Source organism: Kribbella sp. NPDC049584, assembly GCF_040675555.1.
Taxonomy (GTDB): Bacteria; Actinomycetota; Actinomycetes; order Propionibacteriales; family Kribbellaceae; genus Kribbella.
This window is the reverse complement of record NZ_JBFAPF010000006.1, coordinates 211,494-233,803: the sequence shown is the minus strand read 5'-3', so window position 1 is coordinate 233,803 and position 22,310 is coordinate 211,494. Positions and strand designations below refer to the sequence as shown.

The window sequence follows — 22,310 nt, the reverse complement described above, 5'->3', positions numbered from 1 at the left end:
CACTAACTAGCTGACGCCGTATCACCAGGTGACAGGCAGTTCGACAAGTCCTCCGGTGATGCTGTTGCTTCGCACGCGCAGTTCGTGACGGGGAATGGCCAGCCGCAGCTCGGGAAGGCGGCTGGGGATGCGGCTGAAGGCCTCCTGGAGTTCGATGCGGGCAAGGCCGGCACCGACGCAGTAATGGGAGCCGTGGCCGAATGTGAGGTGTGGATTCGGGGTTCGAGTGATGTCGAAGGTGTCCGGCTCGGAGAAGACTCGCTGGTCGCGGTTGGCGACCTGCGGGGCGAGGATGACGGCGTCACCTGTTGGGATCGTGGTCTCGCCAATCGCAATGGGCGCGCGGGCGTAGCGCGGCAGGCCGCCGGTCGCGCTGGGAGTCGCCGCCAGACGCAGGATTTCCTCAACGGCGCTCGGTACCAGTGCGGGATCGGCCCGCAACGCGTCGAATTGCTCGGGATGACCGAGGAGCAGCAACAGACCGACGTCGAGGCGGGTGACGGTGGTCTCATGGCCGGCGAACAGCAACATGGCGGCCATCCGCGCGATGTCGGTGTCGGTGATTTCGTTCTCGTCCTGGGCGCGAATCAGGTCGCAGATCACGTCCTCGCCGAGGTTGTTCCGCTTGTGCGGAATCAGTTGGTCTATGTAGGCGACAAGGTCGCCTCGAGCGGCGGCGGCCAGGTCCGGATCGGTGAGCGACGTCAGGTCAATTGCCCAGCGACGGAAGCGCGGGTGGTCGTCGTACGGGACGCCGAGGAGTTCGCAGATCACCATGACCGGCAGCGGGACAGAGAACGCCTGGTGCCAGTCGGTCGGTTGTCTTGGTAACTCGTCCAGTAGTTCGTCGACGAGCTGGCCGACGAGTGGTCGCAGGCTGTTCATCCGGCGGGCGGAAAAGGCAGGGGCGAGCAGCCGCCGCAGCTGGCGGTGCCGTGCCTGCTCGGTGCTGTGGTCGCCGACCGGACCGCCTATCAGCACGGAGCTGGACACCCGGGCCGCCCGCTTGGGCTCTGGGTGGGAGCGCCCCAGCCGGTCGTCGCCGAACAGGGCGGTGACGGTTTCGTGCCGCGTGACCAGCCAGGCAGCATCGCCCGCGGTTGTGAGCACCTGCGTTACGGCCTCGGCGTCCTGCAGTTCGCGGTAGCGCGGTGCGACGGACAGGAGGTCCTCGGCCGGTGGGAACGGCAGCTGTTCCACCGGGCTACTCCTGACTCGATCGACTGGGGACGGGAGTGTCAGACGCAGCTGGTTCGCCGAGCCGGTACTGCCGCGGCCGCAGGTTCCAGATGGCCAGCGGACCGAGGATGAGGGGCGCCAAGAGCGGCGAGATGGTCACCATGGCCCCCACCGGCAGCAGGTAGGAGAGGCCGACGCGTACGGCGGCCTCCGCCAAGAGTGCGACTCCCCAGATCGCGGTCGTCCGACGGGCCTCGGCCCGCACAGCCGGCGACTGCCAGGTGCCGTCGTACTCCGCCTGAGCGTCGTCATCGTCGAGTACGAACAGGCGCCGCCTGAGCACGAAGATCGCCGGCTTGCTCGCGAGTAGCGAGCCGAGGAACACCAGACCCAATGCGCCACTGGTGAATGACTCCTTGACCAGCAGGATCCGGCCGTCATGGAAAAGGAGCGCGGCAATCAGCCCGATGGCGATCGCGACGAGTGACAACACCGCAAGCGGATCGACCTTGCGACTTCGCAGTACGGCGAGCAGCCCGCCAGCCGCCGGGAAGACGGCCGAGAGCGCCAAGGCGTCAACCGTGCTGATGCCGCGTCTCGAGAGCACCCAATAGGCCACCACCGGTGCAACGACGTTCAGCCGCAGAGACCGGTTCGACAGCAGGCCGACCCTTCGCCGCGGTTGCCCACTCCAACTCGTCATTCTGGACCCCTAAGTGTAGGCATGGCTGTGTACACTTTGGAGTGTACACACGGTCGTCCGATCGCGGCAGGTGGAAGGATGAGGGACATGACCCACGTCGAGGAAACTCCGCACAGCGGGCGGCGGCTGTTGCCGAGAGACCGGCGGAGGGCTCAATTGCTCCGCGCCGCGGCCACCGCGTTCGCGCGCCAGGGCTTTGCCACCACCGGCCTGGAGGACGTTGCGCGCGAGGCCGGCGTGACCCGGGCGATCATCTATCGGCACTTCGCCTCGAAGACCGAGCTGTACCAAGCCGTCCTCGACGACACCCAAGAGCGCTTGCGCGATCAACTCGGATCACCCGACCAGTACGACGAGCAGACCGTGTGGGCGTTGGTGAACGCCGCATGCGACGACCCTGACGGCTTCCGTTTGCTGTTCCTGCACGCCCAGCACGAGCCCGAGTTCGCCACCTACACCGAGGAACGCATCCGAGCCGCGGCCCGAATCACCGAGAGCTATCTGCACGATGTTTTGCCGGATCCGGCTCACCGGCGGTGGGTGGCCAGCCTCATCCCCAAGCTGGCGATCGAACTGATCTTGTCCTGGCTCGACGCCGGACAACCGACCAGCCGGGACGACCTCATCCAGACAATTCGCGCCACCTCACGTACCCTCGCCGGACGCCGCTGATCGGTGTCGCGACACTGTTGTCGAACGACCAGACCTCCGGCTGCGGGGTTGATCAGGCCGGCTCGACGGCTGCTCCGCATTCCGGGCAGATGAACGGGCGGCGCTGGGCGATGGCACGCCAGATGGCGTACACGAAGAACGGGAATGCCATCTTCGGGATTTCACGCGTTGCGCTGACCGTTCCGTGCTTGGAGCAACGTCCGACTGCGGACTGGACTTCCTTCGGCATGACCTTCCTCCTGTGGATGGATGTATGGCTGTACGTCAGCGTCCGAGCGGCTGCCAGCTGAACTTGCGCAGGGCAACGAGCAGGCCGGCGGTCCCCCAGGCCGCCACGATCAGCAGATCCAGACCGGCGAACCCCAGACCCGTTGTGTGCGGGTTGTCGGCGGTAAGCAGTGCGTTGGCCAGGTGCCGGACCGGGAAGATCTCTCCCACGTCCGCCAGCCAATGCGGCAGTGCGGGGACTGCGACGAACACCCCGGAGATGAAGTAGAGGGGCAGCATAAAGGCCATCGCGGCGGGTAACGCAGCATCCTCATTGCGGATGAACGAAGCGAGCGCGTAGCCAAGGCAGCAAAAGGACGCGGCACCGATGACGACGGTGACCGCGAGGGCCAACGCCGTACGGCCAGGGATGTCGACACCATAGGCGGCCCACCCGATGCCGAGCAGGACGACAGCCATGCCGACGGCAACGACAATTGCGGTGAGCACGCGCCCGGCGATGACTGCAGTGGCTGGTACGGGAGTTGCGCGCCGGCGCTTCAATACCCCCCGTTCGCGCTGTGCCGTCACCGAGGATGCCAGGTTGCCGAAGCACGCCGCGATGATGCCGAGTGCGATGATGCCGGGCACGTAGTACTGCGAGGTGCTGATCGGCCCGCCTGCGACCTCGGTCGTGTTTCCGCTGCCGCCGAACACCGACGCGAAGATCACCAGGAACAGCACCGGCAACGCGAGGGTGAAGAACTGCGACTGGCGATTGCGGAGAAATGCGCGGAGGTCGTAGCCGCTGAGGTACAGCGCCGTTCTGATCATCGCTGATCCTTCGTGCTCGCGGACTCGGCGAGGGAGAGATAGACCTCTTCCAGGCTCGGGCGATGTACGTCGAGGTCGGGAAGGTCGAAGCCGCGACCGAGCGCCCAATTTCCGAGCAGCTGCAGGTGTTCCAGCGGACTGTCGCTGTGCACGACAGTCGATCCTCCTGCTCCTGGCTCGGTCAGCCGGTACAGCGCGGAAGGAAGATCACGTACGTCGACGTAGCCGGGAAGCGTGAACCTGATGGCGGTGGTCAGCTTGTCGCGCCCACCGAGCGTCTGCGGGATGCCCTCAGCCACGATGCGCCCGGCGGACGACACCATGATCCGGTCGGCCAGGTATTCCGCCTCGTCCATGTAATGGGTGGTGAGGAACACGGTTTTTCCGAGCTCGCGTAGCCCGGCGACGACATCCCAGGCCGCGCGGCGGGCGGATGGATCGAAACCAGTGGTGGGTTCGTCCAGGAAGATCAGCTCCGGGTCGCCGATGAGGGCGAGGGCGAAATCGAGCCGGCGCCGTTGACCGCCCGACAGCCTGGTTGCCAGCGCGCCGGTCCTGTCGGTGAGTCCGACGAGGTCGATGGTCTCGTCGATGTCCCGCGGTGCGCGGTACAGGCCGGCGTACATCGCCAGGCTTTCCCGGACAGTCAAGCCGGGCTCAGGCTCGGACTCTTGCAAGACGATGCCCACCCGTTCCCGCCAGGTGCCGCCCGCCGTGGCCGGGTCGTGCCCGAGGACCGAAACCTCTCCCGCTGTGCGCTCGAGGAAGCCTTCGAGGATCTCAACGGTCGTGGTCTTACCCGCGCCGTTCGGCCCGAGACAAGCGAAGATCTCTCCGCGGAGCACCTCGAAATCGATGCCCGCAACCGCCTCATGACTGCCGTAGCGCTTGACCAAGCCGCGCACGCTGACCACCGGATCGCTCTGGGTCTCCCCCGCGACTGCCTGAACAAGCCCTCCGATCCGCGATCTGCTCATGCCAATTCCTTGACAGCTGAACGAGGTGTTTCCGGCAACGCTGCATGCAGTACAAGTGAGACCGTCGTCGCGATCAACCCACCGATGAGTGCAGGCCAGAAGTTCTGAAGCTGAAGGCGTGCAGACAGGTGCTCCGAACCCTTGGAAATCAGCAAAAGCAGCAGCACATTGGCGGAAAAGGTGCACAGGGCAACTATTGGCCGGCGCGCGGTCGGGCGCACAGATCTGATGATCGGCAGTGCGAACGTGTTCACCAGACCGAACACCAGCGCCACCCAAACAACCGTCCACACCAGCTCCGACCCCGAGCCGACGAACTCGATCGACGGCTTGGCCAGCAGTGCGGAAACGTAGACACCGACGCCGTTGACAACGACCTTGAGCGCGAGTCGCATCTCAGCCGCTCTTCTCGTCAGCAGTCACCCCGTGCCGCCGCGGGTCGCGAGCATCGGTGACCCACAGGTTCGTTGGTACCCACCCCACGTCACAGCTCCCTCCGAGTTAGTGGACGCCGTCCACATTAACTCAGTTGGTGGACGCTGTCCACACCGCTGCGCCGTCAACGGCACGGAGGGAGAAATAGCCAAGCTGGGGCCCTGTCAGCTCTGTCAGCGCAGTCAGCGCTGTCAGCGGGTGGTGCCGGCGCGGCGTTTGTTGTAGATGTCGAAGGCGACGGCCAGCAGCAGGACCAGGCCCTTGACGACGGACTGGGTCGACTGGTCGACGCCCATCAGCTGCATGCCGTTGCTCATCACCGCCATGATCAAGCCGCCGACCATCGCGCCGACCACCGTGCCGACACCACCCGCGACGGCGGCGCCGCCGATGAATGCCGCTGCGATCGCGTCCAGCTCGAACATGTTGCCGGCGGCGGGCTGCGCGCCGTTGGAACGGGACGAGTAGATGACGCCGGCGATGCCGGCCAGGAATCCCATGTTGACGAAGATCCAGAAGTTGACCTTCCGTACCTTCACTCCGGACAGCATCGCGGCCGGCAGGTTGCCGCCGATCGCGTAGACCTGGCGGCCGAACACGGTGTTCTTCGTCATCAACCCGTACGCCGCCACCAGCACCCCGAGCACGATCAGCACGATCGGCAGGCCGCGGGCGTGGGCGAGCTGCCAGGCGAAGTACATGACGACCGCGGCAACGACCAGCACGCGGGTGACGAAGAGCGGGAACGACTCGACCGGCTGCTCGTAACGGATCCGCGCCAGCCGGGTGCGGAACACGCCGACCGCGTATCCGGCGACCGCGATCGCCGCGATCAGCAGCGTGAACGCGTCATAGCCGTACCCGCCCATCAGCCCGTTCAGGAAGCCGCTGGCAACCTTCTGGTACTGCGCCGGGAACGGCGACAGCGAGACGTTGTCCAAGACCTCGAGCGTCAGGCCCCTGAACAGCAACATGCCGGCCAGCGTGACGATGAAGGCCGGCATGCCGACGTACGCCACCCAGAAACCGTGCCAGGCGCCGACCGCCGTACCGACCGCCACGGCCGCCACGATGCCGATCCACCACGGCTGCTCGTGCTGGATGACCAGTACCGCGGAGACCGCACCGGTCAACGCGACGATCGACCCGACCGACAGGTCGATGTGACCGGCGATGATCAGGATCACCATGCCGATCGCCAGCACCAGGATGTAGGAGTACTGGAGCACGATGTTGGTGATGTTGCCCGGGCTGAGCAGGACACCGTGCGTGAGCGAGGCGAAGAGCGCCACGATCACGATGAACGCGATGTAGATGCCGCTCTGCCGGAGGTTGCGCATGACCAGGGTCAGCGGATCGCTGGTGCCGACGTGCAGTGCGGCCGCGGAGGTGCTCTCGGTCTGTTCTGCCGGAGCGGAAGGTTTGGTGCTGGTCATCCGGCGAGCTCCTTCTCCATCGTCATCAGCGCCATCAGGCTCTCCTGGGTGGCCTGGCCCACCGGCAGCTCGCCGGTGATCCGGCCGGCCGACAAGGTGTAGATCCGGTCGCACATCCCCAACAGTTCGGGGAGTTCGGAGGAGATCACGACGACCGCCTTTCCCTGCGCCACCAGCCGGTTGATGATCGTGTAGATCTCGAACTTGGCGCCCACGTCGATACCGCGAGTGGGCTCGTCCAGGATCAGCACGTCCGGATCGGTGAACAGCCACTTGGACAGCACGACCTTCTGCTGGTTGCCGCCGGACAGCGTGCCGACGACGTCCAGGACCGTGCGCGTCTTGATGTTCAGGTCACGCCGGCCCTGCTCGGCGACCTTGATTTCCTCGTTGCCGTTGACCCACCCGGCCCGGGCCAGCTTGCCGAGCCCCGCGGCCGAGATGTTGGCCCGTACGTCGGCGATCAGGTTCAGTCCGTACCGCTTGCGATCCTCGGTGGCGTAGGCGATGCCGTGCCCGATCGCTTCGGCCACCGTCCGGGCCCGGACCTCGCTGCCGTGGAGATACAGCCTGCCGCTGATGTTGCGTCCGTACGAACGCCCGAAGACGCTCATTGCGAGCTCGGTCCGTCCGGCGCCCATCAGGCCGGCGATGCCGACCACCTCACCGGCCCGCGCCGTCAGGGACGCGCCGTCGACGACCTTGCGCGGCTGGACCGGGTGCCACACCGTCCAGTCCTCGATCCGCAGTACCTCCGCACCCGGCGCGGAATCCCGGTCCGGGTAGAAACTCTCGAGGTCCCGGCCGACCATGCCGCGGATGATCCGCTCCTGCGTGACGTCCCCGGACGCCATGTCGAGCGTCTCGACGGTACGGCCGTCGCGGATCACCGTCGTCGAGTCGGCGATCGCGGTGATCTCGCTCAGCTTGTGCGAGATCATGATGCAGGTGATCCCGCGGTCGCGCAGCCGTCGGAGCAGGTCGAGCAGGTGCGCCGAGTCGACGTCGTTCAGGGCGGCCGTCGGTTCGTCGAGAATCAGCAGCCGGACGTCCTTCGACAACGCCTTCGCGATCTCCACCAACTGCTGCTTGCCGACCCCGAGCTGGATCACCGGTGCGACCGGGTTCTCGTCCAGCCCGACCGAGGCCAGCAGGTCGCGGGCGTCGGCGTTGGTCCGGTTCCAGTCGATCAGGCCACCGCGGCCCCGGCGCTCGTTCCCGAGGAAGATGTTCTCCGCGACCGACAGGTACGGCACCAGCGCCAGCTCCTGGTGGATGATCACGATGCCGACGGCCTCGCTGTCGCGGATGCCGGCGAATTGGACCGGCCGCCCGTCGAACCTGATCTCGCCGTCGTAGGCGCCGGCCGGATAGACGCCGGACAGCACCTTCATCAGCGTTGACTTGCCGGCGCCGTTCTCACCGCAGATCGCATGGATCTCCCCGCGCCCGACCACCAGCGACACATCCTCGAGCGCCGTGACGCCAGGGAACCTCTTGGTGATCCCCCGCATCTCGAGCAGTACGTCGTCCACCGGCCGGGACCTCCCGTCACTTCGCCTGGCCGGCAGCGACCTCGGCGGCCGTGTAGTAGCCAGAAGCAACCAGTTCCTTCTGGATGTCCGGCTTGAAGACGGTCTGGATCGGCAGCAGGTACGCCGGGACCACCTTCACGCCGTTGTCGTAGGACTTGGTGTCGTTCGCCTCCGGCTGCTTCTTCTGCAGGAACGCCACCGACGCGTTGACGGCCTGCTCGGCCAGCAGCCGGGTGTCCTTGAAGATCGTGGAGCTCTGTACGCCGGTGTTGATGAGCTTGACCGACGCGATCTCCGCGTCCTGGCCGGTGATCGCCGGGATCGGGTTCGCCGCCGTGCCGTAGCCGACGTTCTGCAGGGCGGTGATGATGCCGCGCGAGATTCCGTCGTACGGCGAGAGCACGCCGTTGACCTTGGCGCCGTCGTTGTAGCTCGAGGTCAGCAGGTCCTCCATGCGCTTCTGCGCCGCTTCCTGCTGCCACCGCAGGATCGCGACCTGCTCCATCTTGGTCTGCTTCGACTTGACGACCAGCGAGCCGTTGTCGAAGTACGGCTTCAGCGTGTCCATGGCGCCGTTGAAGAAGAAATGGGTGTTGTTGTCATCCAGCGAGCCGGCGAAGACCTCGATGTTGAACGGCCCGGTCTTGGTTCCCTTCGAGCCGTCCGCATTCTCCAGCCCGAGGCCGCGCAGGAGTGCCTTGGCCTGGGCCACCCCGACCTTGTAATTGTCGAAGCTGACGTAGAAGTCGACGTTCTGGCTGCCGCGGATCAACCGGTCGTAGGCGATCACCGGGATCTTCTTGTCGGCCGCGGCCTGCAGCTGGCTGCTGAGCGCGGTGCCGTCGATGGCCGCGATGATGAGTACGTCGGCGCCCTGGGTGATCATCTGGTCGACCTGCTGGGACTGGGTCGGGATGTCGTCGTTCGCGTACTGCAGATCGACCTTGTATCCCTTGGCTTCGAGCTTCTCCTTCACCGCCTTGCCGTCCGCGATCCAGCGCTCGGACGTCTGCGTCGGCATCGAGACGCCGATGGTCAGGTCTCCCGGCTGCTGACTCGCGGTGTCTGTGGTCCCGCCGGCCCCCCGTCCGCCGCAGGCCGCGAGGCCGAGCACCAATAGGGCGCCACTCAGGGTGGCAATAAACCTCTTCTTCACAGGACTCGCCCCTTCCGGCCCGGATGTCCGTCCCATTTGCTGACCCCGCCGCGGACTGTTAGCGCTCACATGTTGGCGTCGCCAAACCCGCCGGTCAAGACTTCAGCGGCTAATGGTCGCGTTAACAATTCGGCGACGCCACGGCATTTGACCCAATCGGCCTGGACCTGACGGTGGGACCATCACTCCATGGGATTCACTTCCACGGCGGTTGCCGGCACGCCCATCCTGGACATCACCTTCGAGCAGGCCGGACCGGCTGACGGCGTACCGGTCATCCTGTTGCACGGGTTCCCGTACGACGTCCGTTCGTACGACGAGGTCGTGGCCCCACTGGTAGCGCAAGGCGCGCGCGTACTGGCGCCGTACCTCCGCGGCTTCGGGCCGACCACCTTCCGCGACCCGGCCACGCCGCGCTCGGGGCAGCAGGCCGCCCTCGGGCAGGATCTCGTCGATTTCATGGACGTGCTGGGCATCGAGTCCGCCGTGCTGGCGGGTTACGACTGGGGCGGCAGAGCCGCGTGCATCACTGCGGCGCTGCTCCCCGAGCGGGTCCGGGGGCTGGTGACCGTGGAGGGATACAACATCCAGAACATCGCGGCTGCGAACGAGCCCACGCTGCCCGAGTGGGAGAGCATGCTCTGGTACCAGTACTACTTCCACTCCGAGCGCGGACGGCGTGGACTCGAGCAACATCGCGAGGAGCTTTGCTCGCTGCTGTGGCGCACCTGGTCACCGACCTGGACGGACGCAGGCGAAGCCTTCGCCGCAAGCGCATCGAGCGTGCACAACCCGGACTTCGTCGACGTGGTCATCCACTCGTACCGTCATCGGTTCGGACTGGCCGACGGCGACCCTCGCTACCAGCGGATCGAGGAGCTGCTCGCGGAGCAACCACCGATCACCGTCCCGACCGTGATGGTGGAGAGCGGTTCCGACGGGCTGCTCGGACCGGGTCCGGCAGGCGATCGGGATCACTTCACCGGCCCCTACGAACATCTCATCCTCGAGGACGTGGGACACAATCCCCCGCAAGAGGCACCCGATCGCTTCGCCGCTGCGGTTCTGAGTCTCCTGTGAGACTCACACGTTGCCGTTCCGCAGCGACGTTCAGGTGAGTGCGGCGAAGGCCCGGATGTCGGCGGCGAGGAGATCCGGTTCCTCGGTCGCGGCGAAGTGGCCGCCGCGAGGCATCCGCGTGTAGTGCACGACGTTGTAGTTGCGCTCGGCCCATTTCCGCGGCGGCTGCACGAGATCGGCGGGAAACACGGCCAGGCCGGTCGGCACCGATACCTGTACGGGGCCGGGCGGATAGTGCTTGTGTTCCCAGTACGGTCGGAAGCTCGCCGCGATGGCCCCGGTGAACCAGTACAGGCTCGCCTGGGTGAGGATCAGGTCCTCCCCGAGACCGGAGAGTTGGTCGCCGTGGTCGGTCCAGGCGCGGTACTTCTCGAGCAGCCACGCGAGCAACCCCACCGGGGAATCGTTGAGCGCGTACGCCGGTGTGAGCGGGCGGGTGCGCTGGAGGTGCTCGTAGCCGCCTTCCTCGGCGTACCACTGCTCGCCCTGAGCGACGTACGCCGCCTCGTCCTCGCTCGGTCGGGACTGATCACCGGGGTCCGCCACGGCCAGCACATGAATGCCGGCGACAGCCTCCGGGTGAGCCTGTGCGAGCCGTGCGCTGATACCAGCCCCGAGATCGCCGCCGTGTGCGAGATACCGGGTGAAGCCGAGCTCGGTCATGAGCCCGTGCCACAGTTCATGGGTCGGGACGCCAGGTAACATCGCCTGCTCCGGCGTGAACGGGAACCCCGGCAGAGACGGCACGACGACGGTGAACGCGCGGGCATCAACGTCGCCGTACTCGCTCGGACGCGACAGCCGCTTGGCCAGCTCGACCTCTTCGAGGAACGTACTCGGCCAGCCGTGAGTGAGAACAATCGGCACCGCATCGGCCGTCTCCCCGTCGAAACGCAGATAGTGCACGGGCACGCCGGTGACCGTCGCCCGGTGCGAAGGCAGCGCGTTGATCGCTGCCTCCTGGGCACGCCAGTCGAACCCGTCCGCCCAGAACTCCGCGAGCCGCCGAAGCTCGCCGGGCTCCGTGCCCGCTCCCCAGCCCGTCATCGGCCAGGGCCGCGGCCATCTGGTGGCCCGGATCCGTCGCCGCAGCTCGTCCAACTCTGAATCCGGCACGACCATCAGCGGGTCCGGCATACCAACTCTCCTTCATCACAACCGCAGAGATCTTGCGGGTTTCGGTGGTCGCGGAGCTCGTCGACCTCATTGTGACCGGTGTTGCGAGAGTCGGTGAGGCGGCTCGAGGAGATGATCTCCGTCGGTTTACTCGGCGATCTCGTAGTTGAGGAAGGTGAGTCCCACTCCGATGTTGCGCACGTCGACGAGGCGAAGGGCCAGCTTGTCGTCGATGCCGTCGAACAGGCGCTGGCCGTTTCCGAGCACGACGGGGAAGACGAACAGGCGTAGCTCGTCGACAAGGCCGTGCTCGATGAGAGTGCGCACCAACTGATAGCTGGCGTAGACGACGATCTCCCCCTCGACCTCCCGCTTGACCTTGGCAACCTCCGCCACGACGTCACCGCTCAGTACGGCGCCCGCGCCCCAGCGAGGCTGTTCGAGAGTGCTCGACACGACGTACTTGGGCATGTTGTTCAGCTTGTCGGCCCATTCGCCGGAACGGTCCAGCCATCGCGAGGCGAACCACTCGTCACTGCGCCGGCCGAGCATCAGCGCCTCGGCTCGAAGGGCCTCATCGGTCAGGATCTCCGCCCATGCCTCGCGGTCCTCACCGGTGAACTGGTCGAACCAGCCACCCAGCTTGAACCCTTCCTGACCATCCGGATCCTGAACGACACCATCGAGCGAGACGTTCGTCGAAACCACGATCTTTCCCATTGCAGCTATCTCCTTGGTTCGGTTTGCGTTGGTGGAGCAGACACCGAACCGACCAGAAAATGAGCGCTAGCTCGGGTAGCCGGCGTCGGGATTCATGAGGATGAGGGCCTTGATGAAGCCGTCGGGTTTTGAGCGGAGGTCTTCGTAGGCGCGGTCGAGGTCGATCAGGGCGTAGCGGTGGGTGAAGAGGGACGCATAGTCGATGCGTCCGCCGGCCGCAGTGGCGAGGCCGCGGCGGATGCTGGCGGTCAGCTGGTGTTCGTCGCGGATGTGGCCGTTCACGACGTTGAGGGCCTTCCAGTTCCAGGCTTGCATGTCGACCGTGCGGGTGGCCTGGTGGTAGCCGACGATGTCGAGCGTGCCGCCTGACCGGGTGAGACTGGTCGCCAGATCCAGTCCGGGTTGGGTGCCGCTGACCTCGAACACGACGTCGAAGGTCGCGCCCAGTTCGCCTGCCTCATCAGGGTTACAGGCAAGAGAAGCGCCGTACCGCAAGGCCGCTTGCTTGGCGTCGTCTCGCAGGTCCACCACGACGAGCTCGCCGATCGGGCTGGTAGCCAGGAGCTGGATCAGGCACAGGCCCATGAAGCCGGCGCCGATGACGGCGACGCGATCCCCGGTGTCGACCCCGGACCGGCGCAGCGCCTCGACAACGCAGCCGAGCGGCTCCCCGATGCCGGCCACGTAGGGCAGGGCCGGCGGTACGACGACGGAGTACTCGGCGCGTACGACGACCAGGTCGGCGAACGACTCGGTCCACCGGCCGGTCACGAGATCGCCGGTCGCGACCTTCTCGACATCGTTGCCGACCTCAACGACCCGACCGACCGGCTCGTGTCCGAGCGTCGTAGGGACACCGTTGGCCGGACCGCGAGACCACTGCGGCAGTTCGCTCGCACAAAGGCCGTTCGCGATCACCTCTACGAGTAGTTCGCCCGCGGCCGGTCCACGGACCTCGACCTCCTCCACACACGACGTCATCGGTGCGACGAGCACGCTCCGTCGGCCGGTGCTGGTCATTTCACGGCTCCCTGCATCAGCGCCCTCACAAAGTTGCGTTGAAAGATCAAGAAGATCACCAGCGACGGCAGCATGATCAGCAGCGATCCGGCACAGAGCAGTACGACGTCGGTGCCGTGCTGTCCCTGGAAGGCGCCGAGTCCGCCGGCCACTGTCCGCTTCGCCGGGTCGTCGACGAGGACGAGCGGCAACAAGTACTGATTCCAGCTGGCCAGGAAGAAGAGCACCGCCAGTGCGGACCACGCGGACGTTGCCAGGGGCAAATGAATCCGCCGGAACGTCTGCCACCCGGTCGCCCCGTCAACCTTCGCGGCCTCGGTGAGCGCCGGCTCGATGCCGAGGAAGTGCGCGCGCATCCAGAAGACACCGAAAGGCATCAGCAAGCCAATCAGCGGCAGCACGATTGCGAGCCGGGACCCGAGCAGACCCATGCTCTGCAAGTCGTAGTACAGCGGGGTGATCAGCGCCTCGAACGGCAACGTCAGTCCGACGACGAGCAGACCGTAGATCGCCCTGCCGAACGGCACATTCAGTTGCGCTAGTGCGTAACCGGCAGCGGTAGCCATCACGACCGTGGCCGGCACGACGCCCACCACGATGAGAATGCTCGAGCGGAACAGGGCGAGGAAGTTCGCCGAAGTCCACGCATCCACGAAGTTGTGCCAGTGCGGGTCGCCCGGCCAGGTCAGCCCTCGAGGAGTGCTGCCGGGCTCGGCAAGCGCTGTGGTGAACATACTCAACAGTGGCACGATCGCGAACAGCATCAGCGCCAGCAGAATGCCGGTGCGGGTGACGCGGTGAGCGACTGTGGATTCCGTCATCTCTCCCTCCCGAGCCGCTGAATCGGCCAGATGATGACCAGGACGAGCGCCGCCAGGAAGACGGCGAGCGCCGACGCCTGACCGACATGCTGCTGAAGGAACGTCAAGCGGTAGATCTCCACTCCGGGCACCATCGTCTGGTAGCCCGGGCCGCCCTGCGTGGAGATCTGGATGACATCGAAGCTCGCCAACGCGGCGATAACGGTGAACGTCGTACACACGACGAGCTCCCGCCTCAGTCCGGGCAAGGTCACGGCGAGGAACTCGTGGACGCGCCCGGCTCCGTCCAGCCGAGCCGCCTCATACAGCTCGGGCTCGATCTTGCCGATGCCCGCGAGCAACAGCACAGTGCAGAAGCCGAGCATGACCCAGACTCCGATGACGCCGACCGCCGGCAGCGCGAACGTGAAGTCACCGAGCCATGCGCGGGTGTGCCGTTCGAGTCCAACAGCCCGAAGGACCTGGTTCACGAGGCCGTCCGACGAGTACATCCAGGTCCACGCGATACCCGCCGCGACCAACGGAAGCACCTGCGGGATGAACAACATCACCCGAGCGGTCGTGCTGAACGCCCCGGGCCGGAGCTCACGGATCAGCGCGGCCGCAATCAGTCCGAGCCCTACCGGCAGGACCGAGTAGAAGACGATCAGAATGAACGCGTGCTCGACCGAATGCAGCAGCTCCGGCTGGGTGAAGATCGCCTTCCAGTTGTCCAGCCCTGCAGGCTTCGCCCGCCCGATGCCGTCCCAGTCGTAGAACGAGTACTGAATCGACTGGAGCATCGGATACAGCACGAACAACGCGTACATCCCGAACGCCGGCGCGACCCAGATCAACGCTGCCCAGTTCCGCGTGCGCCGGGCGGACCGACGTACGACGTCTCGTGGTGCGACTGGGTCCTCCGATCGTTGCCGGAGCAGCACGTCGGTCATCGCCTGAGATCGCGTTCGTAGTCGGACTGCACCTTGGCGGCGTACGCCGCAGGTGTCGTCTTGCCGGCCAGGAGGAGCTGGGTCTGCGGGATCAGGCTGTTCACGTGGATGGATGCCGTCGCGTCGGCCATGAAGCCGACCAGTCCGTTCGACTTCAGCAACTCCTGGAAGGCAGCGACGGTCGCAGCAACAGCTGACCCGGCAGCGGCAGTCGGCGGTGGAGCGTCCGCTGGACCGGCCGGCACGAGGCCGCCGAGAGTCACCGTGTCCTGGCGCGCCTGAGTATTGGTCTGGATGAAGTCCAGGAAGGCAGCCGCGACGTCGGAGTGCGACGACTTGGCCGCGATCCCCAGATTGGCGGCAGCAGTCATCGCGTACGACGGACCCCCGGCCTGGCCCGGAGGGAACAGGAAGAAGCCGAACTTGCCTGCACCGGACTTGTCCAGCCCTGGGGCCTGCCAGTTGCCGCTAGGGAAGAAGACACCGTTCCCGTCGAGGAACTCGCGAGGCGCCCGGGTTTGATCGATGTCGTTCACGTCGGCCGGTAGGTAGCCCGCCCGGCCCCAGCGCTGTAGGACGGTCGCTCCGTTGACCGTCGCCGGCGTGTCGATGGTCGCGCCCGGCTTGGCGTAGTTCCAGTCCTGGACCGCCTGGGCGGCGGCGGCCGACGACATCACCAGGTTCTGCAACGGATACACGCTGCCGCCGTCCTTGCCGTTGATCATGATCGGCTGCAATCCGGCGTTCTTCGCTTTGCCGAGGAGTTCGTCGAACTCGGCAGCGGTTGCAGGTGGCCGCGACATGCCGATGCGCTGTGCGAGTGCCTTGTTGTAATAGATGCCGGTCAGGCCGAACCCGGGGCCGACCGCATAGAGCGAGCCGGTCCCCCGCTGCTTGCCATCCGGTCCGACACGCGTCGAAGCAAACTGTGACTGCGGCCATTTGTCCCAGCCGTAGGCCTTTGCGTACGGATCGAGATTGGTCAGCAGGTGGTCCTCGATCAGGTTGCCGAGCTGCGAGACCCGCACGATGTCGGGCGCCGTACTTCCCGCCAGGATGTGCGCGACGTTCGTGGTCAGAGTGGCGTAGTCCTGGTTGTCCACCTTGACGGTCACATTGGCGTACTTCGCGTGGAAGAGCTCACCGAGGGCGGTGTAGAACGGCACATCGACGCCGGTGTTGACCAGCAGCCTCAAGGTGACGGGCTCGCCACCGACTCCGGTGGACACCGGCTTGGACGGCGCCGGTCCGGCCTCGGAGTTCCCGCCTGGTGCGCAGGCCGCGAGTAGCAGCGCGGTCATCGCGGCGACAGCGGTTCGATACAGGTTCAGCGATCGCACGAGAACTCCTTCGATGGTTCGCAGGGTTGAGTGGAGTGCAAGGCACGACGAAGGGCGTCACCGGCCGCGTTGACGGCATGTTGTGCATCGGGAGTGATGGTGAACATCTCGAAGAAGCCATGGATCTGACCGGCGTACTCGATGAGCTCGACCGGGACACCGGCCCCCTTCAAGCGCTCGGCATAGTCCTCCGCCTCGCCGCGGAGAAAGTCATGTTCGGCAGTGATGATCGTTGCCGGCGCAACGCCTTCCACGGACTCCGCGTGCAGCGGCGAGGCGTACGGCGTACTGCGAGCGGCTGAGTCGGAAACGTAGGCCGCCCAGATGTGCTGGAGCCGTTGATAGCTGTTGGTGCCGAAGCCGGTCCGCCCCGCGAAGCTCTCGTACCGCCTCCGAAACGCGACCTTGTAGTCGGTGTCCTCGGTGCTGTCGATCGCCGGGTAGATGAGCAACTGAGCTGCGAGCTCGACATCCTGATCGCGCGCTTTGAGGGCTACCGCGGCGGCGAGATTGCCGCCGGAACTGTCGCCGCCGACCGCGACGCGCTCGAACTCGCGCCTCGCCCACCCGGCCGCGGCCCACATGTCGTCGAAGCCGGCCGGGAACGGATGTTCGGGAGCGAGCCGATAGTCGACGGACAGCACGGCGCACGCCGCCCGGTTCGCCAACGCTCGGGCAACTCCGTCGGCAGTGTCGAGGTCACCGTGGATCCAGCCACCGCCATGCGCCCAGACCAGCACGCCCCGCTCCGCGCCGATGGGCCGGTACAGCCGGGCCGGTACGCCGTCTGCGTCGACCGGTGCAACGGATGCCACCGACGCGGGCTCGCCGGTCACCGCCAGTACCTTCGCTCGCGCGTCCGCGCGCACGACCGCTATGTCCGCGCTCCAGGGGTCGGGCGAGGCGCCGGCGTTCTGCAGAAACCTCAGAATCTCCTCGCGCGGCTGTGGCGGACCGGTCACGAACGCTCCACCCATCGGTCAGTCCTCTCGTTGCCAGAATTCCAGACTGAGTACTCAGTCTGTTTCGAAAAGCTACCGAGTACTCAGTCGGTTGTCTATGCTTGGCCGCGAACTGGTCACCACTATCCGCGAGGAGATCGACTGTGCCCGCTGCCCAGAAGCCCAAGACCTCCGCCAAGGGCCTCGAGACGCGCGAGCGCATTGTCGATGTCGCCGTGCGCTTCATCGCGCGCAACGGCGCCCGCGGGACCAGCCTCGCCGACATTGCCGCGGAGGCGGGCGTGTCACAGACCGGGCTGCTGTACCACTTCCGCACCAAGGAGGCGCTGCTCAACGCGGTCATGGATCGCCACCTCGTCTTCACCGAGGAGTGGCTGTGGGGTGACGGGCCGGACCCCGGCGTGAAGATCGTGGACATCATCGCCCGGCACATGGCCAGCTGGCCGAGTCAGCACGACGACAAGGTCTACAGCCTGCTCGGCATGAATACCGTCGTACTCGGCGAGAACGTCAGCCCGGAGACCGAGTTGCACCCGAGGCTGGTGGAGGGCTACCAGACCACGATCGAGCGCGTCTCCGCGACCTTGCGGTCGGCGCAAGAGCGCGGGGAGATGCGCGACGACATCAATCCGCAGCTCAAGGCGATGGAGATCATCGCCTTCTGCTACGGAGTCGAGGCCGCTTGGTTGGTCGACCCCACGATCCCGGTCGCGGACGCGGCCAAGCAGTGGGCAGCACAGCAGACCATCCAGATGACGACCTGATCACTCGCCCCCTCTGTCGGCTCCTTCATCCGGGGGACGATGTCGAAACCCAGGACGCCGCCCCGACCTATTGACGTAAGTCGTCCACCGGGGACGGCTCACTCGGATGGGGATGGAGAAACGATGCCGAGCGTCGAAGAGATCCGGCCGTTCCGGATCGAGATACCGCAGGCTGACCTTGACGCCTTACAGGACCGGCTGTCGCGGACCCGATTCACCGACGACCTGCCCGACGCGGGCTGGGATTACGGCGTACCGGTGACAGAAGTGCGGAGGCTCGCGACCTACTGGGGAACCCGCTATGACTGGCGGCGAATCGAGGCGAGGCTCAACGCGTACCCGCAGTTCATCACGACGATCGACCGGCAGAATGTGCACTTCCTCCAGGTGAAGTCGATCCGATCGGACGCCCTTCCGTTGATCCTCACCCACGGCTGGCCGGGTTCGATTGTCGAGTTCCTGCCGATGATCGAAAAGCTCCGCGAGCGTTACCACGTTGTCATTCCGTCCCTCCCCGGATTCGGTCTGTCCGGTCCGACCAGGGAACGAGGCTGGGGTCCACAGCGGATCGCCGCGGCCTGGGCGGAGCTGATGCGACGCCTCGGATACGGAAAGTACGGCGCCGTCGGCAACGACTGGGGCACCTTCGTATCCCTGGATCTCGGCCGGATCGCGCCGCAGGCGGTGGTCGGCGTACACGTCACTCAAATCTTCTCCGGGCCGTCGAGCGATCCCGCAGACTGGGAGGGACTGACGGAGGACGAGCGAGATGCCCTCGCCGGCGCGGCCTGGTTCGAGGCAAATGTCGGCGGCTACAGCGTCCTGCAAGGACAACAGCCCCAGACGCTCGCGCACGCGCTCAACGACTCGCCGGTTGGATTCCTGGGCTGGGTCTGCCAGCTCTACCGAGGGCAAGTAGACGCCGACTTCATCCTCGACAATCTCATGCTGTACTGGCTGACCGACACCGTCGCGTCCGGAATCCGCATCTACTACGAGTACGAGCATGGAAGGTCTGCAGCAGGTCCATCCACCGTTCCCCTCGGACTCGCGCAGTTCGCCAACGACACCAGTCCGATCCGGCGGTTCGTCGAGCGGGATCACCACAACCTTGTGTCGTGGAATGTCTACGACACCGGCGGCCACTGGGCCGGCCATCAAGAGCCGGAGTTACTCGCAGCCGACATACACCGATTCTTCGAAAGCCTCACCAGCAGATAAGGCTATTGCGCTGAGGCAACCAGTGGCTGGTCAGCTGCGCCTGCTCGGCAGGTTTCTGGCCTCATCCGCAAGGGGTGAGGTGGCGGGGTCCGCTCGCCGGGCATCGTGCTCGTATGCCTGTCGCATCGTCAAGGGCGCTCACCAGTCCTGCCGAGCTACGGCGGATCGCCCGGGAGCTCTATCTCTACGCGTATCCGCTGGTCGTGATGGAGGTGACCCGGCGCGTCTCGACCAACACCGAAAAGCCCGAGGGCACACAGGCGCCGATGAACTCGTTCGCCCATCTGCCCGCATTCCCGGACGCGTCGTTCACCAACGTCGTGCGGCCGAACGCGGACACGTTGTACTCGTCGCTGTGGCTGGATGTTCGGTCCGAGCCGCTGGTTCTCCACGTCCCGGACTCGCACGGGCGCTACTACCTCCTGCAGATGCTGGACATGTGGACCGACGTGTTCGCCGCGCCGGGTGCACGGACCACCGGTACCGGTGAGCAGACGTACGCCGTCGTCGGCCCCGGCTGGCACGGGCAGCTCTCCGATGGGCTGGAGGAGATCCGCTGCCCGACAGGCATGGCATGGATGATCGGGCGCACACAGACCAACGGCCCGACCGACTACGACAACGTCCACACGTTCCAGGCCGGCTTGACCGCCACGCCGTTGAGCCGGTGGGGAGCCGAGGCGGAGCCACCTGCCGGCCGGTTCGATCCGAACCAGGACATGAGCGCTCCCACGGACCAGGTCAGCGCTATGAGGCCCGCGGAGTTTTTCGGCACCGCAGCGACAGTGATGGGCGATAACCCGCCCCATCCGACTGACACATCGATGCTGCAGCGCGCCCGGTGGCTTGGGTTCCAGCCGGGCGCGCCGTTCGACCTCACCGAAGCCCCTGAGCCGGTGCGCGAGGCGGTCGACGCCGCTCCCGCCGAAGCGTTCGCGCAGATGCAGGCGTCGATTCCACGATCAGGTGCTCTCGTCAACAACTGGCAGATGGTCTCCTCACCGATCGGCACCTACGGCACCGACTATCTGAAGCGCGCGCTCATCGCCTTCATCGGCCTCGCCGCGAACCCCGTGGAAGATGCCATCTATCCCACCGCTATGACCGACGCCGACGGGCAGCCGTTCGACAGCTCCAAACGCTACGTCCTCCACTTCCCGCCCGGTCAGCTCCCTCCCACCAATGCATTCTGGTCACTGAGCATGTATGACCAGCGGCAACTGTTCACCGCCAACCCGATCAACCGCTTCGCGATCGGCGACCGAGACGCCCTGGCCACCAACGCCGACGGCTCCCTCGACATCCACATCAGTCGCGAAACACCCGGCGCCGACTTGGAATCCAACTGGCTCCCTGCTCCTTCAGCCGGCCCATTCACCATGAACCTCAGGCTCTACTGGCCCAGGCCCGAAGCACTCGACGGCCGCTGGACACCACCGCCAATCCACCCGCAAAGCTAACGCCCAGCTCCATTTACCCACAGGTCCCCCAACTATCACCCGGCGCCAGGACGCCTTGGCAATAAGGCTATTTTGAGCTCGCCCGATGTCTTTCCCACCAACCTGCGTGCCACGGAGCGCCGCGTCGTACGACGGATCGCCGGCCGCCGAGGAAGGGGTTGATGGCCAGCCGGCCTGTCCCGACACGAGGACACTTCGGCGATGGAAGTCGCCGTAGAGCAGGCTCAGCGCGGCGGCGATCAGACCGCCGCGCCGGCGCGCTCTCGCGGTCGTTGATCAGAGCTTCCGGACCGCGTCACCCGCTCCGGACAGGTTGTCCAGGAACATTTCCGAGTACTTGCGGCTGAGCACGACGCCATCGGCGCCGCCGCTGAAGGCGGCGGTGACCGCGTCGCGGACACCGTCGCGAGAGCACCGGGTCAGGTTGTCGCCGGAGGTGAGGTCATAGTCCTCTTTCATCCCGACCGGGATGTCGATGTCGATGCCTGCGTAGATCTTCGTGGTAGTCCCGTCGACTCCGGCCTTCGCGCGGGCCGTTTCCCGCTTCACGTAATCGACGCTGAAGCCGATCTGGGACAGGTCGTCGAACCGGCCTTCGTCCAGGTTCAGCAGCTTCAGCATCAGCGGATAGACCTCGGCCGGGGTGGCGTCGGCGAACAACGTGCGGCAGATCGAGGTGACCCAGGTGAAGAACCTCGGTCCGGCGCAGTTGTTGTAGATCACGATCTTGAGGAAGTCGGAGACCTTGGCGAGTTCTCCGTAGTCCTGATCGGCTCGGTAGAAAGGGCTGAAGGAGATGTTGTGGTAGACGTGCCATCCCAGCTGGAGATCCTGCTTGGACGCCTTGGCGACGCCGTAGATGTCGGCGTACATCTGGCGCTGGCTGTGCGTCCAGAGGTTCTGCCAGGCCAGGACCTCGGGATAGCGCAGGAGAATTCGCCAGAACGATGTGAACGCACCGTCAGGATCCTTCTCCCCCGATGACGTCTTGTTGTTCCAGGCAAGGACCGCTCTCATTCCTTCCCGGGCCCGCTCGACGTTGATCCCCAGATTCCGGCCGAGCTGCTGGCAGTGCGCGCAGAAGCAACCGAGTTCGCCCGCCTCGACCGGCTTCTGGATCGCGAGGTTCAGCGGACCCGGCCGCTCCGAGCACCACGCAATGCCGTCCAGGTCGTAGGACTTCGCGTAGTCCTCGCCGATGCTCAGGTGCCAGTTCTTGTAGTCGGGGTTGTTGAAACAGGTGTGCAGGGTCGGCCGACCCCACAGATCGACCTCGAGAAGCTTCGGGAAGTTCGGGTAGTCGCGCAGGGCCTGGGAGTAGTTCGACTCCTCGATCCAGGCGTACGAGCCCATCCCGCGCGCCTTCGCCTTCGGGATCACGTCCTCGAGCATGTCGTAACCGGGATGCTCCGGCGCCCGGCCGATCGATCCGAGGACGGTGTTCCCGTAGAACTCGGGGTGAACCGTGGCGTAGTTTCCACCGACCCAGTCGAGGTCGTACTCCTGGACGCCGTGATCAGGAAGCGGGTGCCCGGGCAACTGGCGTCCGCCGGTGCCTCTTGTCCAGGTCGGTGTGGCCAGAAAGAGTTGGTTCACCCCGCCCCGGTCGGCGAGGATGTCCAGCACCTTGTCGGTTCCTTCGTCAATGAATGACGCGGCACCGATCTGGATGGCCACGAACTTGTCTGACATCTGGATGCATGCTCCTTGTCGGGTGGCAATTGGATGATCGAAATGGTC

The 22,310-nt window shown here is 65.8% G+C and carries 22 protein-coding genes; 5 read left to right on the top strand and 17 right to left on the bottom strand.

Going from position 1 to position 22,310, the window contains the following annotated elements; translation table 11 throughout:
• Positions 1 to 21 precede the first annotated feature (21 nt).
• Together AB0J62_RS22415 and AB0J62_RS22410 are read right to left on the bottom strand one after the other, a co-directional pair.
• Positions 22 to 1,200 carry a cytochrome P450 gene (locus AB0J62_RS22415; RefSeq protein WP_363874180.1) on the bottom strand — a complete coding sequence of 393 codons (1,179 nt, stop codon included), beginning with the start codon at positions 1,198 to 1,200 and terminating at the stop codon, positions 22 to 24.
• 4 nt (positions 1,201 to 1,204) lie between these two features.
• The gene (locus AB0J62_RS22410; RefSeq protein ID WP_363874177.1) at positions 1,205 to 1,882 is read right to left on the bottom strand and encodes a VC0807 family protein; all 678 of its coding nucleotides are present in this window, start codon (positions 1,880 to 1,882) and stop codon (positions 1,205 to 1,207) included.
• Between the two features lie 87 nt (positions 1,883 to 1,969).
• Here AB0J62_RS22410 and AB0J62_RS22405 point away from each other — a divergent pair, with 87 nt between their 5' ends.
• On the top strand, positions 1,970 to 2,554 hold the full coding sequence (locus AB0J62_RS22405; protein ID WP_363874174.1) for a TetR/AcrR family transcriptional regulator: 585 nt from the start codon (positions 1,970 to 1,972) through the stop codon (positions 2,552 to 2,554).
• Positions 2,555 to 2,606: 52 nt separating this feature from the next.
• Here AB0J62_RS22405 and AB0J62_RS22400 read toward each other — a convergent pair whose 3' ends face one another.
• From AB0J62_RS22400 to chvE, 7 genes are all read right to left on the bottom strand, one after another.
• Positions 2,607 to 2,783: a hypothetical protein gene (locus AB0J62_RS22400; RefSeq protein ID WP_363874171.1), complete on the bottom strand. Its 177-nt coding sequence runs from the start codon at positions 2,781 to 2,783 to the stop codon at positions 2,607 to 2,609.
• 35 nt (positions 2,784 to 2,818) lie between these two features.
• On the bottom strand, positions 2,819 to 3,595 hold the full coding sequence (locus tag AB0J62_RS22395) for an ABC transporter permease (RefSeq protein WP_363874168.1): 777 nt from the start codon (positions 3,593 to 3,595) through the stop codon (positions 2,819 to 2,821).
• Positions 3,592 to 4,572 (bottom strand): ABC transporter ATP-binding protein, encoded by a 981-nt coding sequence (locus tag AB0J62_RS22390; protein ID WP_363874165.1) that lies wholly within the window; start codon positions 4,570 to 4,572, stop codon positions 3,592 to 3,594. Before AB0J62_RS22390 ends, AB0J62_RS22395 begins: the two co-directional genes overlap by 4 nt.
• Positions 4,569 to 4,967, bottom strand: coding sequence for a phage holin family protein (locus AB0J62_RS22385; protein ID WP_363874162.1), 399 nt, complete (start codon positions 4,965 to 4,967; stop codon positions 4,569 to 4,571). Before AB0J62_RS22385 ends, AB0J62_RS22390 begins: the two co-directional genes overlap by 4 nt.
• 231 nt (positions 4,968 to 5,198) lie before the next feature.
• On the bottom strand, positions 5,199 to 6,443 hold the full coding sequence (gene mmsB, locus AB0J62_RS22380) for a multiple monosaccharide ABC transporter permease (RefSeq protein ID WP_363874159.1): 1,245 nt from the start codon (positions 6,441 to 6,443) through the stop codon (positions 5,199 to 5,201).
• Entirely contained in the window at positions 6,440 to 7,978 is a 1,539-nt protein-coding gene (gene mmsA / locus AB0J62_RS22375; protein WP_363874156.1) for a multiple monosaccharide ABC transporter ATP-binding protein, read from the bottom strand. The genes mmsB and mmsA overlap by 4 nt, the downstream gene beginning before the upstream one ends.
• A gap of 16 nt (positions 7,979 to 7,994) precedes the next feature.
• Complete coding sequence (chvE, locus tag AB0J62_RS22370; RefSeq protein WP_363874153.1) at positions 7,995 to 9,134, bottom strand: multiple monosaccharide ABC transporter substrate-binding protein; 1,140 nt, start codon at positions 9,132 to 9,134, stop codon at positions 7,995 to 7,997.
• Between the two features lie 189 nt (positions 9,135 to 9,323).
• Here chvE and AB0J62_RS22365 point away from each other — a divergent pair, with 189 nt between their 5' ends.
• Positions 9,324 to 10,214 (top strand): alpha/beta hydrolase, encoded by an 891-nt coding sequence (locus AB0J62_RS22365; RefSeq protein WP_363874150.1) that lies wholly within the window; start codon positions 9,324 to 9,326, stop codon positions 10,212 to 10,214.
• A 30-nt stretch (positions 10,215 to 10,244) separates the two neighbouring features.
• Here AB0J62_RS22365 and AB0J62_RS22360 read toward each other — a convergent pair whose 3' ends face one another.
• The 7 genes from AB0J62_RS22360 to AB0J62_RS22330 form a co-directional block, all read right to left on the bottom strand.
• On the bottom strand, positions 10,245 to 11,351 hold the full coding sequence (locus AB0J62_RS22360) for an epoxide hydrolase family protein (protein ID WP_363874147.1): 1,107 nt from the start codon (positions 11,349 to 11,351) through the stop codon (positions 10,245 to 10,247).
• A gap of 126 nt (positions 11,352 to 11,477) precedes the next feature.
• On the bottom strand, positions 11,478 to 12,050 hold the full coding sequence (locus tag AB0J62_RS22355; RefSeq protein WP_363874144.1) for a dihydrofolate reductase family protein: 573 nt from the start codon (positions 12,048 to 12,050) through the stop codon (positions 11,478 to 11,480).
• 66 nt (positions 12,051 to 12,116) lie between these two features.
• Complete coding sequence (locus tag AB0J62_RS22350; protein ID WP_363874141.1) at positions 12,117 to 13,070, bottom strand: alcohol dehydrogenase catalytic domain-containing protein; 954 nt, start codon at positions 13,068 to 13,070, stop codon at positions 12,117 to 12,119.
• Entirely contained in the window at positions 13,067 to 13,891 is an 825-nt protein-coding gene (locus AB0J62_RS22345) for a carbohydrate ABC transporter permease (RefSeq protein WP_363874138.1), read from the bottom strand. Before AB0J62_RS22345 ends, AB0J62_RS22350 begins: the two co-directional genes overlap by 4 nt.
• A complete protein-coding gene (locus AB0J62_RS22340; RefSeq protein WP_363874135.1) occupies positions 13,888 to 14,823 on the bottom strand; it encodes a sugar ABC transporter permease in 936 nt (311 codons plus the stop codon). The genes AB0J62_RS22345 and AB0J62_RS22340 overlap by 4 nt, the downstream gene beginning before the upstream one ends.
• Entirely contained in the window at positions 14,820 to 16,163 is a 1,344-nt protein-coding gene (locus tag AB0J62_RS22335; protein ID WP_363874132.1) for an extracellular solute-binding protein, read from the bottom strand. Before AB0J62_RS22335 ends, AB0J62_RS22340 begins: the two co-directional genes overlap by 4 nt.
• Positions 16,151 to 17,140, bottom strand: a complete 990-nt coding sequence (locus AB0J62_RS22330) for an alpha/beta hydrolase (protein ID WP_363874129.1) — start codon at positions 17,138 to 17,140, stop codon at positions 16,151 to 16,153. Before AB0J62_RS22330 ends, AB0J62_RS22335 begins: the two co-directional genes overlap by 13 nt.
• 128 nt (positions 17,141 to 17,268) lie before the next feature.
• On the opposite strand from AB0J62_RS22330, the gene AB0J62_RS22325 reads away from it, so the two are divergent.
• The 3 genes from AB0J62_RS22325 (at position 17,269) to AB0J62_RS22315 (ending at position 20,570) form a co-directional block, all read left to right on the top strand.
• Complete coding sequence (locus tag AB0J62_RS22325) at positions 17,269 to 17,889, top strand: TetR/AcrR family transcriptional regulator (protein ID WP_363874126.1); 621 nt, start codon at positions 17,269 to 17,271, stop codon at positions 17,887 to 17,889.
• Positions 17,890 to 18,012: 123 nt separating this feature from the next.
• Positions 18,013 to 19,110, top strand: a complete 1,098-nt coding sequence (locus tag AB0J62_RS22320; RefSeq protein WP_363874123.1) for an epoxide hydrolase family protein — start codon at positions 18,013 to 18,015, stop codon at positions 19,108 to 19,110.
• Between the two features lie 206 nt (positions 19,111 to 19,316).
• Positions 19,317 to 20,570 (top strand): DUF1254 domain-containing protein, encoded by a 1,254-nt coding sequence (locus AB0J62_RS22315; protein WP_363874120.1) that lies wholly within the window; start codon positions 19,317 to 19,319, stop codon positions 20,568 to 20,570.
• A gap of 276 nt (positions 20,571 to 20,846) precedes the next feature.
• On the opposite strand, the gene AB0J62_RS22310 is transcribed toward AB0J62_RS22315, so the two are convergent.
• On the bottom strand, positions 20,847 to 22,262 hold the full coding sequence (locus AB0J62_RS22310; protein ID WP_363874117.1) for a hypothetical protein: 1,416 nt from the start codon (positions 22,260 to 22,262) through the stop codon (positions 20,847 to 20,849).
• Between the last annotated feature and the right edge of the window lie 48 nt (positions 22,263 to 22,310).